At 57.6% G+C, this 17540-nt stretch carries 14 protein-coding genes; 5 read left to right on the top strand and 9 right to left on the bottom strand.

What is annotated here, in order from left to right:
- The first annotated feature begins 46 nt into the window (after positions 1-46).
- Entirely contained in the window at positions 47-1165 is a 1119-nt protein-coding gene (locus WBR25_RS08880) for a glycerol dehydrogenase (protein ID WP_371167497.1), read from the top strand.
- Positions 1166-1272: 107 nt separating this feature from the next.
- Here the strand turns inward: WBR25_RS08880 and pdxY are convergent, their stop codons facing one another.
- The 3 genes from pdxY to WBR25_RS08865 form a co-directional block, all read right to left on the bottom strand.
- Positions 1273-2136 carry a pyridoxal kinase PdxY gene (pdxY, locus tag WBR25_RS08875; RefSeq protein WP_042083411.1) on the bottom strand — a complete coding sequence of 288 codons (864 nt, stop codon included), beginning with the start codon at positions 2134-2136 and terminating at the stop codon, positions 1273-1275.
- 173 nt (positions 2137-2309) lie between these two features.
- Positions 2310-3086, bottom strand: a complete 777-nt coding sequence (locus tag WBR25_RS08870) for a DUF429 domain-containing protein (protein ID WP_042083408.1) — start codon at positions 3084-3086, stop codon at positions 2310-2312.
- 83 nt (positions 3087-3169) lie between these two features.
- Entirely contained in the window at positions 3170-3733 is a 564-nt protein-coding gene (locus tag WBR25_RS08865) for a VC2662 family protein (RefSeq protein ID WP_005333596.1), read from the bottom strand.
- A gap of 260 nt (positions 3734-3993) precedes the next feature.
- Between WBR25_RS08865 and ybcJ the strand changes: the two genes are divergently transcribed.
- Entirely contained in the window at positions 3994-4227 is a 234-nt protein-coding gene (ybcJ, locus tag WBR25_RS08860) for a ribosome-associated protein YbcJ (protein ID WP_005361116.1), read from the top strand.
- 33 nt (positions 4228-4260) lie between these two features.
- On the opposite strand, the gene WBR25_RS08855 is transcribed toward ybcJ, so the two are convergent.
- The 4 genes from WBR25_RS08855 to WBR25_RS08840 all read right to left on the bottom strand — a co-directional run bounded on the left by WBR25_RS08855 (position 4261) and on the right by WBR25_RS08840 (position 11357).
- Entirely contained in the window at positions 4261-4734 is a 474-nt protein-coding gene (locus WBR25_RS08855) for a DUF4442 domain-containing protein (RefSeq protein WP_005352552.1), read from the bottom strand.
- Positions 4735-4901: 167 nt separating this feature from the next.
- The gene (locus WBR25_RS08850) at positions 4902-6653 is read right to left on the bottom strand and encodes an ABC transporter transmembrane domain-containing protein (RefSeq protein ID WP_042083406.1); all 1752 of its coding nucleotides are present in this window, start codon (positions 6651-6653) and stop codon (positions 4902-4904) included.
- Positions 6650-8386: an ABC transporter transmembrane domain-containing protein gene (locus WBR25_RS08845; RefSeq protein ID WP_120414116.1), complete on the bottom strand. Its 1737-nt coding sequence runs from the start codon at positions 8384-8386 to the stop codon at positions 6650-6652. The genes WBR25_RS08850 and WBR25_RS08845 overlap by 4 nt, the downstream gene beginning before the upstream one ends.
- 166 nt (positions 8387-8552) lie before the next feature.
- The gene (locus WBR25_RS08840; protein WP_123172918.1) at positions 8553-11357 is read right to left on the bottom strand and encodes a hybrid sensor histidine kinase/response regulator; all 2805 of its coding nucleotides are present in this window, start codon (positions 11355-11357) and stop codon (positions 8553-8555) included.
- 187 nt (positions 11358-11544) lie between these two features.
- On the opposite strand from WBR25_RS08840, the gene trxC reads away from it, so the two are divergent.
- Both trxC and WBR25_RS08830 read left to right on the top strand, forming a co-directional pair.
- Entirely contained in the window at positions 11545-11979 is a 435-nt protein-coding gene (trxC, locus tag WBR25_RS08835) for a thioredoxin TrxC (protein WP_042083398.1), read from the top strand.
- Between the two features lie 161 nt (positions 11980-12140).
- Complete coding sequence (locus tag WBR25_RS08830; protein WP_005333606.1) at positions 12141-13523, top strand: SLC13 family permease; 1383 nt, start codon at positions 12141-12143, stop codon at positions 13521-13523.
- 64 nt (positions 13524-13587) lie between these two features.
- On the opposite strand, the gene WBR25_RS08825 is transcribed toward WBR25_RS08830, so the two are convergent.
- Both WBR25_RS08825 and WBR25_RS08820 read right to left on the bottom strand, forming a co-directional pair.
- Entirely contained in the window at positions 13588-16062 is a 2475-nt protein-coding gene (locus WBR25_RS08825) for a glycogen/starch/alpha-glucan phosphorylase (protein WP_479749693.1), read from the bottom strand.
- 375 nt (positions 16063-16437) lie between these two features.
- Positions 16438-16635: a DUF4250 domain-containing protein gene (locus WBR25_RS08820; RefSeq protein WP_005333612.1), complete on the bottom strand. Its 198-nt coding sequence runs from the start codon at positions 16633-16635 to the stop codon at positions 16438-16440.
- A gap of 230 nt (positions 16636-16865) precedes the next feature.
- On the opposite strand from WBR25_RS08820, the gene WBR25_RS08815 reads away from it, so the two are divergent.
- Entirely contained in the window at positions 16866-17351 is a 486-nt protein-coding gene (locus WBR25_RS08815) for a hypothetical protein (RefSeq protein ID WP_064335890.1), read from the top strand.
- Positions 17352-17540: the final 189 nt, after the last annotated feature.

Below are 17540 nucleotides of genomic sequence, written 5' to 3'. Positions count from 1 at the left end.
ATTTGATAATCAAATCTATGTTATTCACTGCCTTGAGGAATAATGGATGCCCACTTTGCCCCGTACAGTTACCTCCCCCAAAAAGTTCATCATCGGTCAACACCTTCTCCCGCAACTCCATGAGCACGTTAAAGATTTTGGTGACTATGCGTTGCTCATCAGCGATGAGTTCATTCTGGAGCGGGTACGGGAAGAAGCTTTGGCGGGGCTCCTGCAGGCAGGCCTCAGGGGAGTGGTCGACAAGTTTCGCTACGAATGCACCGAACAGGAGATCCACCGCCTGACCCACCTTGCAGAGCAATATGGTGCGAACGTGATTGTCGGGATCGGCGGCGGCAAGACGCTGGATGTCGCCAAGGCCGTGGCCTTCTATCTGCGCCGTCCGGTTGTGCTGTTTCCGACGATTGCCTCCACAGATGCCCCCTGCACGGCACTGGCGGTGATCTACAACCAGGCGGGGGAATTTGAGCGCTATCTCTTCCTGCCGCAAAATCCGGACGTGGTGCTGGCTGACACGGCCATCATTGCCGCCGCCCCTCCCCGCTTCTTTTCCGCAGGCGTTGGCGATGCCCTGGCCACCTATTTCGAGGCGCGCGCCTGCTATCGGGCGGATGGGCTCAATCTGGTCGGCAAGCGTCCTTCACGCACTGGCCTTGGTCTGGCACAGCTCTGTTACGAGCTGCTTGGTGAGAACATCGAGCTGGCCATGGATGCGATACGCCACCATGTCTCGACTCCGGCACTGGAGCAGGTTATCGAGGCCACCATCTACCTCAGCGGGGTCGGCGCAGAAGCCGGTGGACTGGCCGCAGCTCATGCCGTCAACAACGGCATGTCACTGATCGCGGAGCTCCATCGCGCCCAGCATGGCGAGAAGGTAGTCTTCGGCCTGCTGACCCAACTCGTGCTTGAGCGCGCCCCGCAACACGAACTTGATGAGGTGTTTCGCATCATCGACTGTGCAGGTCTGCCCATGACGCTGCAAGAGCTGGGGCTCACCCACTTTGATGAAAGCGAGTGGCGCAAGGTGGCGCAGCTGGCCTGCGATCCCCTCGATACCATGGGCAACATGCCGATGACAGTGAGTGAACAGAATGTCTACGCCGCCATGGTAGCGGCCAATGCCATGGCTGAGCGTTATCGCCTCCGCCATCCCCGCGCCTGATTGCTTGCCGCACTAAACAGGCAAACAGTAAAAAGGCTTGCCCATTGGCAAGCCTTTTTCATCTGCATCCCACCCCCTTGTCGGGATAGACGAAAGTCCGCGTTGACTCAGGGGAGTTTCACCGCTCGCACTTCAACCTCTGGCAGGGCGAAGGCATCTTGCGCGGCGATGAGTTGCAGCTCGTAAGCCTGCTGGCGCCAGGTCTCCTGCAGCACCGCATCCACCGAGGCGTTGGTGCGCTCGAACGCGCTGACCGCATCGTGACCGGCCAGCAAATTCGCCAGCATCAGGGCGCTGATAAGATCGCCCACCCCCACCGGCTGGCGGGCAAAGTCATAGAGCGGACGGGCAATCAAGTAATCCCCTTGCGGGGTGGCCAGCAGCATCTCGAAGCGGCTGGAGTCCTGCGCCGCACGACCGAGATGCTTGACCAGTACCAGCTTGACACCGCAGGCCAGCAGCTGATGGGCGGCAGCGCGGGTCTGATCCAGATCAGCCAGATGGGTATCACAGAGGGTCTCCAGCTCCAGCAGGTTGGGGGCCATCATGTCGGCCACCGGCAGCGCCTGCTCGGTCAGGAAACGGGTGACGCCAGGAGCGACGATACACCCCTTCTCCGGATGCCCCATCACAGGGTCGCAGAAGTAGATGGCATCCGGGTTGGCCGCCTTGACGGCGTTGACCACAGTCAGGATCTCGTCCCCCTGCTCGGCAGAGCCAAGGTAGCCGCTCAGCACGGCGTCACACTGGCTCAACACCTCGATATTGCCCAATCCTTTCACCAGCGCACTGATATGACCCGCCGGCATCGCCATTCCCTGCCACCCCTGGGCATATTGGGTGTGGTTGGAAAACTGCACCGTGTTGATGGGCCATACATCCATGCCGAGGCGACGCATGGGGAAGACGGCCGCGCTGTTGCCGGCACAACCAAAGACCACGTGGGACTGAATAGAGAGAACGGATTTCATCGGGAATACCACAGCAAAGGATCAGCAAGGTGGGCAATATATCGGATGAAGATAACGATGCGCCACCTTGGCGCGGGATGAACAGGCAATTTCCTGACTAAAGACAGGTTTTTTGCGCCATTTGGCCCGCGTCCACAGGGTGAGCGGCGCCATGATGTGCCGCGTCCCCGTCGTCACATGCCGTTGTGCTCTACAGCATGACGGGCAAAGTGATAGACCCATCCCTCATCACACGGCATGTCACCAGGTGGCGAAATCAGCTCAGGCAATACCGTCACCTTGCCACCAGCGGCATATTGCAGCGCCATCAGGGCGCAGAGCGCCGCATCGTAGCGATCGGTGCCGACCAGCACGTCCGCAGGCAGCAAGGCCGCCAGCTCGGGCCGTGCCGGGGAGGCCTTGCCGCCCACTTTGGCCAATGCCGGATAGACCTCCAACACGGCGCGGCTGGCCTGCTCCTGCACCTTGGGCACCAGTTGCAGAGCCGAGAGTCGCGGCAGCATGGAGAGCGCCAGAGTGGCGTTGTTGCCAAGCCGATCGAAGGTGGCCGACAGCGGCTTCTTGCCGTACTGCTGATACAACCAGCGCTCGCAGTCACGATAGGCGTAGGGGTTGTCTATCTCCCGCTCGGGAGCGGCGCAGCTATGTGGCTGGCCGTTGAGCAGATCCCGCAAGGCGCGGGGAAAGGCGAGCGGCGCATCGATACCGAGCGCCAGTTGCGGGCAGGCTTCTACCTGCACCTGGGTCAGCTCATTTTGCAGGGCGGGACGCAGCAGAGCGGCCAGATCCGGCGCCACCCGCGAGCTCAGGCGAAACAGCGGCGACACCCCGAGCCAGTGCAGGCGGTTGGATTCGGCCTGCCAGCCCACCACGGCCACCGCCTGGGCACTGCCCTGCCAGCCACGCACATCCCAGCCGATCCCGATTGCACTCATTTGCCCTGCCGTCATCAATTACCTCTGTTCGCCTGTCACAAGTTGCAAGAGGCACAGGGTAATCAGCAGATGCCTTTAACGCAAAGCGAACCGCCCACTCAGAACGATTTCTGGAAGTTCACCAGCGGCAAAATGGGGAAAACACCGTTGGCGGCATAGTTGGCCAGCCCGATCTGCAAGCCATCGAGGTGCTTGGTCGCATTGATAAAGCCAATCTGGAAGGTGGTACGCTCGGCATAGTTGACGAAGCCGACGTTGGCCAGCGCATTGCCCTTGGCGATATTGACCGCCCCCCAGTTAAGCCCCTGTACATTGTTGGTCAGGTTGACCAGCCCCAGATTGACGCCGGTATCCTGCCCTTCGTGCCAGTTGATGGCGTTGATAGCGACCCCGCCAAACTGGTGACGCACCCGACCAGCACCGAGGAAAATCCCGAGCTGCAGACCGCTGAACTGATCCACATCGGAGAGGGCGAAGATCGGCAGATCAATGCCCTTCACCTGACCGGTCCGACCGTAGAGCAGCGAGGCGCGCGCCCCTTCCACCTGATGGGACGCGGGCAAATTGACCCCGGGCAGCGAGACCTGGACCGGAGTACTGGCCTGCGCGACACCGCACAGAGTAAGGGCGCTGCATGCCAGCAGCAGGCGGGAGAGTGTCATGGAAAGTTCCTTGGGCCATTGAGAGTGGCCCGATCCTAACAGTCAGGGGAGAGTGTGGGCACACCAGCAGGGACGAGGTGCGTCACGATACGTCACGGGTGGCCCTCTCACCTCTCCATCAGGACTTGCGAAAGCGCCACCTCAAGAACAATCGGCCACTTTTTCGCAGCGAGTAGTCCCTCTTCCTTTCTTTGCCTGAGCGAACTGCCTAAAATAGTCGCCCTGCTGTATCCGGCATTCATCCATCTAGAGGATTTCCCATGGAGACGTTTCTGCTCGAAGGTCACCCCTTCGTTGCCTTGTGTGACCTTATCAAACATCAGGGGTGGGCCGATTGTGGCGGCGCCGCCAAAGCCCTCGTTGCCGAAGGGCTGGTCGAGGTGGACGGTCAGGTCGAGACCCGCAAGCGCTGCAAGATCGTGGCCGAACAGGTGGTCAACTTCAACGGCATGAAGGTCGTGGTGAAAGAGGGCGTCAGCCCGGAGATTGGCTAAACCCGTCTTGGGGAGCCACTCTCCGACAACCCGCTAGCTGGCCTTGATCGACAGGGTCAGCACAAAACGCGCCATCGCCTCATCCCCGTTCAATGACGGACAGGTGGCCACCACCCGGATGGGGCGATTGATGCGCTGACCGCTTGCCAACGATTCGTCGATCATGGCGTCAATCTCCTCCCCCGCTGCGCAGTCGAACTGCACATCCCCCTCCGGGCGTTTCAAAAACTCCCCCTGCACATCCTTGAAGGCGAAGTGCACCTTCTTGCGCCGCTGCCGCCCCTTCTCCATCACCAGTAGACCACCTACCAGATCGGCGCCGGTCGCCAGCGCGCCAAAATACATGCTGCCCAGATGGTTGCGGGTACGCCAGCCAAGAGGAATGCGAATGCGCAGCGCTTTGGCGTTCATCTCTTCGATGATCGGGGCACAAAACCCGATGACGGGAATATAGCGCCAGGCAAACAGCCGAAGCGCCAGATTGGCTTTGAAGCGTTGCAAATCCATATGCGAACTGATCCGATGAGTTAATGTAAACAACATGTTGCCTGCATCTGCGCCATTCGACAAGCACAGGGATCACGCTTACGACCTTTTGCCCAACCCGAAAAAACAGAGGGAACCACACCGGTTCCCTCTTCTCGTTCATGTCGCTGTTACAGCAAATGTGCCGCTCAGGCGCGCTTCTCTTCCAGCCAGGCTCCCTGACTCTGCATCTCGAACAGCTGGGCATAGTGACCGCCGAGGGCCATCAACTCACCATGGGTACCCCGCTCATTCACCTGACCGCGGGAGAGCAGCAGGATCTCGTCCGCATCGACGATGGTCGAGAGGCGGTGGGCGATGGCGATGGTGGTGCGGCCACGACGGGCAGCAGAGATCGCCTGCGACAGCGCCAGCTCGGTCTGGGAGTCCACGCTGGCCGTCGCTTCATCCAGAATGAGGATGCGCGGATCCCCCACCAGCGCGCGGGCAAAGGAGAGCAGTTGCCGCTGGCCGGCGGAGAGGTTCTTGCCCCCCTCCTCCATCAAGGTGTTGATCCCCTGTGGCAAGCTGCGCACAAACTCGGCCAGCTGCACCTCGCTCAACGCCTGCCAGAGCCGCGCTTCGTCTATTCCGGCGCGGCCGAGACGCAGGTTCTCCGCCAGGGTGCCGACGAAGATAAAGGGATCTTGCTGCACCAGCCCGATGCTGCGGCGCACCGCCGCCAGCGACAGGGTATCCAGTGCGTGATCATCGAAGCGGATCTGCCCCTGATCCAGCGGATAGAAGCCCATCAGCAAGCTGATGATGGTGGACTTGCCGCTGCCGGTATGGCCCACCAGTGCCAGCATCTGGCCCGGTTTTGCGGAAAAACTGACCTCCCGCAGCACCTGTTGCTCACCATCGTAGGAGAAGCTCACCCGCTCGAAACTGACCCGTCCTTCCAGCGGGCGCAGCTCGCCCTCGGTGCTCTCGCGGGTTTCATCGAGCAGGGCAAAGACCCGCTCCCCCGCCACCATCGCCTGCTGCAGCTGGTTGAGCTGGTTGGTCATCTCGATGAGCGGCTCGATCATCCGCCCCAGATAGCTGATAAAGGCGTAGAGCACCCCCACCTGAATGGCCCCCGCGTGGCTCACCCCCTCATGGGCGAACAGCGCCAACAGACCGATCAGCACCATCATGTAGAAGAGATCAATGAGCGGGCGCAGCAAAATGCCGTTGATCTTGAGGCTCTTGATCCGTGCCGACCAGTGCTGCTGGTTCACCTCGGCAAAGGCCTTGGCGAAATGGCGCTCCTGCACCATCGCCTGAATAACCGGCATCCCCTGCAGCGACTCGTTGAGGCGGCTGTTGATGTCGGAGAGCAGGCTGCGAGTCGCTCGCACCACCGGCACACTCAGTTTCTGGTAGAGCCACATCACCCCGCCCACGGCGGGCAGCAACAGGGAGCAGACCAGCATCAGCCGCAGATCCAGCAGCGCCATGGAGATGAGGATGCCGCACAACAGCACCACCTTTTGCACCAGCAAGCCAATCACCTGCACATAGAGGTTCATGATCGCCTCGGTGTCGTTGGTGATGCGGGAAATCAGCGAGCCGGAGCGATGCTTGTCAAAGTAGCGGGCCGGCAAACGGATGGCGGTAGCAAATACCTGCTCGCGCAAAGTTTGCACCACCGCCTGAGCAATGCGATTGAAGCGCAGGGATTGCAAATAGAAGCCCGCCGCCGACAGCACCTGCAAACCCAGATAGCCCGCTGCAATCAGGGCTATGGTGGGCAGCACGATATTGCGAGGCGCCAGATAGTCATCGATAAAAAGCTTGATCAGCAGCGGTCCGGCCACTTCGGCGCCGGTGGCAAGCAGCAAACAGATCCCCGCCTGAATAAGCCAGCGAGGATACTGGGCGCAGTAGGCGAGCAGTCGTTTAATGGTCGGATTCACAGGCTCTCCTCCACCGCTTCTTCGAGACGCTGGTAACGCACCATATCTGCATACCAGCCATTGTGCGCCATCAGGGCACCGTGATGACCCCGCTCGCTAACGGTCCCCTGCTCCAGCACCAGGATCTCGTCGGCCTGCTCCACCGCCGTCATGCGATGGCTGACCAGGATCAGGGTGCGACGATGGGCTTTGAGGGCATGCAGAATTTGCTGCTCGGTGTGGGCATCCACCGCCGAGAGCGCATCATCGAGCACCAGAATGGGCGCATCCAGCAGCAGGGCGCGGGCAATGGCCAGCCGCTGTTTCTGACCGCCGGAGAGGGTCACCCCTTTCTCCCCCACCTCGGTCTCATAGCCCTTGGGGAAACGCACAATATCATCGTGGACACAGGCAATGCGCGCCACCCGTTCGACCTCCTCGCGGCTCGCATCGGGTTTGCCGAGGGCAATATTGGCGGCGATAGTGGTGGAAAACAGGAATGGCTCCTGCGGCACATAGGCAAACTGGCTGCGCAGTGTGGCGAGCGGCAACTGGTCAATCGGTACGCCCCCCATGGCTATCGAACCGTGAGTCGGATTGGCAAGGCGCATCAACAGCTTGAGCAGGGAGCTCTTGCCTGCCCCGGTGCGCCCCACCACCCCAAGCATCCCCCCTTGCTTGAGGGTAACGTCGATATCCGCAAGCAGGGTGCGCTGCTCAAGTTGATAGCTCACCCCTTTGATCTGCAAAGGAAAGGCAGAGGTAAACGCGGCAGGCTGGGCGGGCTCTTCGATATCGCTACGCTCCCCCAGCAGGCTTTCGATACGGGAGTAGGCGGCGCTGCCCCGCTCGATGATGTTGAACAGCCAGGCGATGGCAAACATCGGCCAGATCAGCTGGCCAAGGTACATGGTGAAGCTGGTGAGCTCACCCAGGGTCAACTCATCGCGCAGCACCAGCACACTGCCCCCCGCCACCGCGAGGAAGTAGGAGCAACCGATACAGAGATAGATGACCGGATCGAATTTGGCATCGATGCGGGCCACAGCCATATTGCGCTCCCCCGCCTGTTTGGTCAGCTCGGCAAAGCCTTCATCTTCCAGCGATTCAACCGCATAGGATTTCAACACCCGCACGCCGGAAAGGGCCTCCTGGGTCTTGTTGTTGAGCCTGGAGAAGGCCCCTTGCGCCGCCTTGAACTGGGTATAGATCTGGGTGCCGAAGCGGTTCATGAAATAGGCCATCACCGGCAGCGGCAGCAAGGAGACCAGCGTCAACTGCCAGGAGTACTGGCTGCACATGATGGAGAGCACCAATACCCCGACCATGATGGAGTCCACCAGAGTCAGCACCCCTTCGCCAGCGGTCATCTCCACAGCCTGAATGTCATTGGTGGCATGGGCCATCAAATCGCCAGTACGGTGGCGCTGATAAAAATCGGGGCTCATCCGGGTGAAATGGCTGAAAAGGCGATTGCGCAACACATAGGCCAGACGGTAAGAGGCACCAAACAGCATCACCCGCCAGACGTAGCGCAGCAGATAAATCAGCACACCCAGACCAAACAGCCCCGCCAGATAGCGCATCAGGGTACCATTGTCGAGACCACCCCTGGTGATGCCATCCACCACCCAGCCCACCACTTTGGGCGGAATAACGGTCAACAGGGCCACCATCAGCAGCAGGGAGATGGCGGCCAGATAACGGGGCCACTGCTCCTTGAAAAACCAGCTCAATCGTAGAAATACGCTCACACCACCAACCTTTAGCGCTCTCTGCCCGTGACCGCTCCAAGGAGCGGCCATCAGAGAAGCCACGCAGAAATAGAAGAATGAAAACAATCGCCTCCGGCTGGAGGCGATTCGAACGAAAGCTCATCATATCCCGAACCGGGATGGTTGAGAATAATTACTATTTAATTCACTGTGACATGCGATCATCCCCTGATGAATAGGGATTATACGAATTTTCATGCTGCTCACCGGTCAACAGGAAGTGTGACACCTCTTCCCGGGTCTGGCTAAAGACCTGTTGCAACTGCTCCAGATCCGTCTCGCTCAGCACTTCGTTTTGCCGCAGGCGCCACTCCAGCTCGCCAGCCACCAATTGCAGACGGGACGCCGAGATATTGGCAGACACCCCCTTGAGGGTGTGCAGCAGCTTGCTGGCCACCTCGGGCTGCTGACGGCGCAGGGCGGAGCGGATCTCCCACAGATCGTCCTTGTGCTCCGACATGAACAGCTTGAACAGGATCTGCAACGCCTCCTTGTCCTGCTCCAGCCGCTTGAGTGCATCCTGCAGATCGAGGATCCCGATCATATCCGGCGGTTTCACCTCCATGATCCCCGCCTGCTCCACCCCTTGCGGCTTTACCCACTGCAGCAGGTTGTTGTAGAGATCCAGCTTGCTCACCGGCTTGGTGACATAGCCATTCATCCCCACCCCCAGGCAACGCTCCTTGTCACCGGGCATGGCACTGGCGGTGAGGGCAATGATGGGCACATCGTGTTTGTCGACCATCTTGCGGATCTGGCGGGTGGCATCGAGTCCGTCCAGCACCGGCATCTGCAAATCCATCAGGATCACGTCAAAAGGCTGCTCGGCGACCCGCTCCACCGCCTCCCGACCATTGCTGACCACACACACCACCGCATCGACGCGCCGCAGATACTCAATGATGAGCTGCTGATTGACCCGGTTGTCTTCCGCCAACAGCACTCGGGTACCCTGCAACAGGGATTTGAAGTGTTGCTGATCCCCCTGTGCCTCGGCCTTGCGCAGGTTGAGCTCGTAGGAGCTGCCGTTGAGCAGCTCGTCCACCTTGGCCAGCAGGGCATTTTCGGTCATCGGTTTGGGCAGAAAATGGGTCAGCCCCATGCTATCCATCCGGGCGTGTAGCCCCTCTCTGGCCCAGGCACTGATCATCAGGATGGGGATCCGCCGCCACTGGCTGTGCTGATACATCTCCAGCGCCAGATCGAGCCCATCCTCCTGACCCATGCGCCAGTCGAGGATCGCCAACCGCAGATTCGGTCCCTCTTCACGGAGCAGCTGACGGGCGCGGGAAAGGGAGTTAACCGGCAGCACTCGCACTCCCGCGCGAGTCAGAATGTCCCGGGCCAGATCCAGCACCAGTTCGTTGTCATCCATCACCATCACCAGCGGCTGGTTCTCGAAGAAGACTTTCCGTCCAGCCACGCCGTAGACCGCCTGCGCCATCGGGATATCGAACTTGAACAGAGAGCCGACGCCAGGCTTGCTCTCTACGGTGATCCGCCCCCCCATCAGCTCCACCAGCCGCTGGGAGATATTGAGCCCGAGCCCCGAGCCGCCATATTTGCGGGTATTGCCCGCCTCCAGCTGGGTAAACGCCTGAAACAGTTGGGTCTGCTTCTCTTCGGCAATGCCGATGCCGGTATCGCGCACACTGAAGCGGATCCGCATTGGGTGAGGATTGGCCAGCTCGATGCAGACTTCGACTTCACCGCGTTCGGTAAACTTGATGGCGTTGTTCACCAGATTGACCAGCACTTGTCCCAATCGCAAGGGATCCCCACGCAAGAAGACCGGCACCTCCGGTGACTTGCGAATAACCACTTCCACGTGTTTGCGCTCCGCCAGATCGGCAAACATGCCCGCCAGCGAATCGAGCTGCTCACTGAGATCGAAGTCGATCTCCTCCAACGTCAGCTTGCCGGACTCCACCTTGGTCAAATCAAGGATGTCGTTGATCAGCAGCAGCAGGGTATCGGATGAGGATTTGATCTTGCCCAGATAGTCCCGCTGTTGTTGATCCAATTCGGTCTGCAGTGCCAGCGAGCTAAAACCTATGATGGCATTCATGGGGGTGCGGATCTCGTGGCTCATGTTGGCCAGAAAATCGCTTTTGGCCTGGGCCAGCAAGCCGGTCTGGCGCGACAACTCGCTCAGCTTCTGATTGCGGCGCCACAGGGTGAAGGCCACCAGCGCAAAGCAGATCAAAGCCCCGCACAGCACCATCAGATAGAAGCGGTTCATCAAAGAGGAGGCGCGCTCCAGCTTGTCGAGTTTCCAGCGCACCAGACTCTCGATCACATGCATGTCGATGAGCTGGTAACGCAAGGTGTGATAGGCAATCACCTGCTGGCTCATCTCCTTGCTCAGGCGGATCAGGGTAGCGATCTCCGGCAAGTTGCCATAACGGGATTGCAACTGCTGTTGCAGCTGGTCCAGCGTAGTCTGTTCACGTTTGTCCCAACTGCGCTGCAGATAGTTGCTCAGTTGCGCCAGCTCCTCCAGGTCGCGATGAAGCGCACTGTCTGACGGGCTTATCCCCCGCACCTTTTTAATCTGGGCCTGCAGGGGCGCATTGAGGTACTCGATAGCCATCTCAATGGCATGAAGCCTGGCCAGCGCCATCAGATAGGTGTCCATGTCATCAAGCAGAGCCTGGGAAAGGTCGTCTTGCACCAGCTCGGGATCGCTTCTGACTTCCCGTACAAAACCGTCAAGGGTGATGGATAACTGGTTCAGTCGCTGCTGGACATTGCTGTCATTGGCCTGCTCCCGCCCAAGCAGATAGACGGTATCGGCGTTGATCCGGTTCAGCACCACCTCGGCCGCGTCGTTCAGGTCGTGTGCCTGTTGCTGCTGACTGAGCGACTGCCAGCAGTAGCCCGAAAAGGCGAGCAGCAAGGCAACGATCAGCCCTGGCACAGCACGGTTTTTCCGTGATCCTTTATTCATCCCGTCTCGACTCTCATCTGGTGGTCGCTGAATTATCCGGTCAGGCAATGACCCCTGGGGGAATTATCCACTCCCGCTGGGCACTGTGTTACCGTTATTGCTCTGATATTTCGCTATTGTTTCGCGATTGCTTCATTCTGGCTTCTCATCATATCCCCGGCCAGCGCTGATTTAGAAGGAACCAATTATGTCATTTATCACTACTTATTGTAGCCACTGCTTTACCAGGAACCGCCTGCCCATTACCCATATCGATACATCTGCCAAATGCGGGCGCTGCAAAGCCCCCCTGTTCAGCCAGACCCCTTGCCTCGGGAAGACGGATAACTTCGATACCCTGATCAACTCAGATATCCCGGTCGTGGTCGATTTCTGGGCCAGCTGGTGCGGCCCCTGCCAGCAGTTTGCTCCGGTATTTCATGAGGTTGCCCATGAACTCGAACCACGGATGCGCTTTGCCAAAGTCGATACCGAGCAACAGAGCACCATTGCCGCCCGTTACGCCATTCGCAGTATCCCCACCCTGATGGTCTTCAAACAGGGCAAACTGGTGAACCAGATAAATGGCTCCTTGCCCAAGAGCATGTTCAAGCAGTGGCTGGAACAGTTCATGGATGTTTGATTTATATTTCGCACATGTTTTATTTATGTGTTCATTTCCTCATTTTTATCAATGAGTATGTGAGTAGAGGCTGATTTTCAACATGTGAGTCTGTTTCAAACAAGTGAATGGATGTAATCTCGGCAACACAAAAACAACCATAAATTAACCGAGAGAACATTATGCACACATCAGCTGTACCCTCTGCTCCATCTCGCTGGCTGGACATCAAATCAGGGATCGTCATCCTGGATGTCCTGCTACTTTGTGCCATGCTCGCCTGGCTCCCGTTTGACCCCATGGTCAACAAGGGGCTGGGCATTCTGGTCTTTATCGCCATCCTCTGGCTGACCGAAGCACTGCACGTCACCATCACCGCCCTGCTGGTGCCCCTGCTGGCTACCGTGCTCGGGGTGTTTGACATGAGCAAATCCCTCACCGATTTTGCCAACCCGATCCTGTTCCTCTTTTTTGGCGGTTTCGCCCTCGCGGCAGCCCTCTCAAAACAGGGACTGGATACCCTGATGGCAGGCAAGGTGATGCACCTGGCCAATGGCCATCTGGGTTGGGGCGTCATCCTGCTCTTTACCATCACAGCCGCCATGTCGATGTGGATCAGCAACACCGCTACCACCGCCATGATGCTGCCACTGGCGATCGGTATGCTGGCACGCCTCGATAGCAAAAAAGAGCGCGCCACCTTCGTCTTCGTATTGCTGGGGATCGCCTATAGCGCCAGTATCGGCGGCATCGGTACCCTGGTGGGTAGCCCACCCAACGCCATCGCTGCCGCCCAGATGGGGATTGGCTTCACTGACTGGATGAAATTCGGTGTTCCAGTAGTGCTGATCCTGATGCCCTGCGGCATTGCCCTGCTCTATCTGGTAACCCGCCCACGTCTCAGCCACCGCGTCGAGATCCAGGATGTCACCATCAACTGGACCCGCGAGCGGAAAGTGACGCTGGCAATCTTCCTGACCACCGTTGTGCTCTGGATCGGCTCACAACCCATCTCCAACGCCTTTGGCGGTATTCCGCAACTCGACACCCTGATTGCCATGGGCGCCATCGTGGCCATCGTGGTCAGCCGTGTCGCCAGCTGGGATGACGTCAACCAGAACACCGACTGGGGCGTGCTGATGCTGTTTGGCGGCGGTCTGACCCTGAGCGCCATTCTCAAGGCCACTGGTACCAGCGCATTCCTAGCTAGCCATCTGTCGGCCGTGCTCTCCAACGCCAACATTTTTGTTGTGTTGCTTATGCTGGCCGCCTTCGTGGTATTCCTGACCGAACTGGTCTCCAACACCGCCACCGCCGCACTGTTGGTTCCCCTGTTTGCCGGTGTCGCCGAGGCGCTGGGTGTATCACCTGTGGTGATGTCGGTGTTGATCGCTATCGGTGCCTCCTGTGCCTTTATGCTGCCGGTCGCAACGCCGCCCAATGCCATCGTCTTTGCCAGTGGCCACATCCGCCAAAGGGAGATGATGAAAGCCGGTATGGCTCTGAACGTGGTCTTTACCGTGTTGCTCGCCCTGCTGGCCTACTTCGTTGGCGATATCCTCTGATCCACCTCCCCCCCAATAAACAAAAACCCCCGCATTGCGGGGGTTTTCTCATTTATGAATCCGATTAGCCGATGTTGCAGGGTTTCAGCTTCCAGATACGATCCACATAGTCCTGAATAGAGCGGTCGGAGTTGAACTTGCCCATGGTGGCCGAGTTGATGATGGCCTTCTTCGCCCACAGCGCCGGATCCCGATACCAGGTATCGATCAGCTTGTGTGCATCCGAGTAGGACTGGAAGTCCGCCAGGGTCAGGTAAGGGTCTCCCCCTTCCAGCAAGGAGCGCTTGATGGAGGCCAGATCACCCGGACGACCAGGCGTGAAGTAGTCGGTATCAAACCAGTCCAGCACGGCTTTGAGCTCGGAGTTGGCATAGTAGAAGTCGTACGGATTGTAACCGCGCGCCTTCAGCGACTTCACTTCGTCCACATTCAGACCGAAGATGGCACAGTTTTCGGCACCCGCCTCTTCAGCGATCTCGATGTTGGCTCCATCCAGCGTCCCGATGGTGATTGCACCGTTGAGTGCCATCTTCATGTTGCCGGTACCGGATGCTTCATAACCTGCAGTGGAGATCTGCTCGGAGACATCTGCTGCCGGGATCAGCTTCTCGGCCAGACTCACGCGGTAGTTCGGCATGAACACCACTTTCAGCTTGCCCTGGATACGAGCATCGTTATTGACCCGATCCGCCAGCTTGTTGATGGCATAGATGATGTCTTTGGCCAGCTTGTAACCGGGCGCAGCTTTGGAGCCGAAGATAAACACGCGTGGGTGCATGTCATAGTCCGGGTTGGCCAGCAGGCGACGATAGAGCGCCATGATGTGAATAAGGTTCAGCTGCTGGCGCTTGTACTCGTGCAGACGCTTGATCTGAACGTCAAAGATCGCCTCGGCACTGACATCGATACCGGTTTCGTCTTTGATGACCTTGACCAGCTTCTCTTTGTTGTGACGCTTGATGGTCATGAACTGCTGCTGGAACGCCTTGTCGTCGGCAAACTTCACCACGCCACGCAGTTTGTCCAGTTGCAGCGGCCACTCCTTGCCCACTACTTCGTTGTAGAGGCCAGCCAGTTCCGGGTTGCACGCCAGCAGCCAGCGACGCGGGGTCACCCCGTTGGTCACGTTGCACATTTTTTCGGGCCACAGCTCGGCATACTCGGGGAAGAGATCTTCCTTCACCAGCTTGGAGTGGATCTCGGCCACACCGTTCACTTTGGACGAACCGATCACGCACAGGTTGCCCATGCGAACCTTGCGCACATCTCCCTCTTCGATGATGGAGAGCTTGGCTTTGATAGCATCGTTGCCCGGCCACTTGGGCTCCACCAACTCGTTCAGGAAGCGGGCGTTGATCTCGTAAATCACCTCCAGATGGCGAGGCAGTACTTTCTCGAACAGGCTGACCGACCACTTCTCCAGCGCTTCCGGCAGCAGAGTGTGGTTGGTATAAGAGAAGACCTGATAGCAGATAGCCCAAGCGGCATCCCAGTTCAGATCTTCCTCGTCAACCAGCACCCGCATCAGTTCCGGGATGGCGACAGTCGGGTGAGTATCGTTGAGCTGAATGGCAATTTGCGCGGCAAAGTTGCTGAAGTCACTGCCATGGACCCTCTTGTAGCGGCGCATGATGTCCTTGATGGAGCAAGCACAGAAGAAGTACTGCTGGATCAGACGCAGCTCTTTACCTGCATCGGTCTCATCGTTCGGATACAGCACCTTGGAGATGGTCTCGGCCTGGGCTTTCTCAGCCTGGGAGTCGATGTAACCACCGGCGTTGAACACGTCCCAGTCGAAAAACTCGGAGGCGCGGGATTCCCACAAACGCAGGATGTTGACGGTGTGACCGCCAAAACCGACCACCGGAATATCCCAAGGCACCCCTTTAATCTTGCGACCGGCGTGCCATACCTTCTTCAGGCCACCATTGTCACCAAACACGGTCTCGACGTAGCCATAGAGCGGCACTTCTTGCACCGACTCGGGGCGGCAGATCTCCCAGGGGTTGCCATATTCACGCCAGGAGTCCGGACGCTCGATCTGGCGGCCATCCTGGATTTCCTGACGGAACAGACCGTGTTCGTAGTGGATACCGTAACCAACCGCCGGATAGTTCAGAGTGGCCAGCGAGTCGATAAAGCAGGCAGCCAGACGACCCAGGCCGCCGTTGCCAAGTGCCATGTCCGGCTCTTGTTCGCACAGGTCGGTCAGTTCCAGACCGAGTTCGCCCAGCGCCTCTTCGCAAGTCTTGTAGAGGGAGAGGTTGTGCAGGTTGTTGGAAGTCAATCGTCCCATCAGGAATTCAGCAGAGAGATAGTGAATCGCACGAGTATCTTTCTTGAAATGAGTCTGCTGAGTGCGGGTCAGGCGCTCGTACACCTGTTCATTGACAGCCGCAGCAGTGGCTTTCCACCACGCTTCGGGAGAGGCTTTCTGTTCGCTTGTTCCCAAGGTAGAACGCAGGTGACGCACGATACTCGCCTTGAGCTGATCTTTATCCAGTTGGAGATCCTGGTCTGTCTTCTTCTTGGTAGCCATAAACCATATTCCTTCGTTACAAATAAAATTGTTATCCCGCTTGCGGGACCGGCGCTGTTGTTATCTCAAAATATGTACCGGCGTGAGAATACTAACTAAAGCGGCAGAATTAAAAGTTAACGCAAGTCACACTTTAACCGATAAAAACAGCCTGAAAAGCTTGAAAACCCTTTCCTTTAATTGATCGCATAAAAACAAACATTCCCTTTATTATCATAAACTTAATGAAACAATAAAAATATTCTGGCATGAATAGGTTTTCAGAGATTGCCAAGCCTTGAAAATCCCTGAAAATAGGCAGCAAGACGGCACATTGAAACCGGTTTCAATGTGCCTGAAAAATTACCGTATAAATATGAAGCAATCATTGCTCCCTTAAAGATGTGCTTTGAACTGATTGCTCAATGGATCGTAATGGTACCCAATCTGATCCAGACGTCCTGCCAACTGCTCTTCACTCATATCGTAATAGGCCAGCAGCTCCTCCAACCCGTCACACTCAAGCCTTAGCTTCTCATTGATGATGCCCAGCAAGATGTTGGCATCAAGACGTTGCAAGGTACTGATATCCATGGCGGCACCTCCTGTAAATGACCTGTATAACCATGGGCGGTTACGCAAGGTTTGTCCATAGTACGAAAAACACCCAACCAGCTTTATATTAAATAGTGTTTAAAAACATAACCTTACTAACGACACATGCCAACACCATCACATTTTTCAGCAAAAACACCTTGTCACTGCCACAGGATAGAACTACTGTATGCGCATACAGCTTGGATATTCATACAGGAACCCCATATATGAACCAGCCCCTGCACTCACTGCCCTTTGCGATGAATCGTGTCATGAGCAAGCCCTGGCCAACCAGAACCGCCTGCAAAGCGGAGTTGGCTCATTATGGTGTGACTATCCAGTCTGATGATCAGTTTCTGAGCGAGCTGACAAAGCTTGGGGAGGCTCATACCGGCTGGATCTTGTTGATCGCCCCGCCGGGACGCCCCACAGTCAGCCGTCTGGAAGAGCGAGGTATCGATCCCAAGAGAGTGCTGGTGGTACATAGCCCCAAAATCAAGAACTGGCAGCAAACCCTGGAGCGCAGTCTGGGCAATGGTCACTGCGCCGCCGTATTTACCTGGCTACCCGAGCAGATCGAGCTGGATCACGTCAAGCTGCAGCGACTGGGACAGCAATCTGGCGTACTCACCCGCTTCTTTGGCGCGAAACGGACTAACCTCGGCACACCTCTGCTGGCCTATTCAGAGCAAGATATCTATCTCAATCATTAAGACAAAAAACGAACGCCTACGCAGGCTCTCCCGCGGGTCGCAGTGACAGAAGGGCGCAAACAATATGTGACCAGCGGCTTTATTTGAAAGACAAGCTTGCAACAGCCTGACGGTAGGCATCGGAGATCATTTGACCCTGCTTGCTGCAAGCAGACAAACATCAAAAGATGTAACGGATAAAGAAGCAGA

The sequence above is a fragment of the Aeromonas sp. MTB genome (assembly GCF_056632455.1).
Note: the sequence above shows the minus strand (reverse complement) of the source record. Positions and strands in the feature narration are given on the sequence as shown.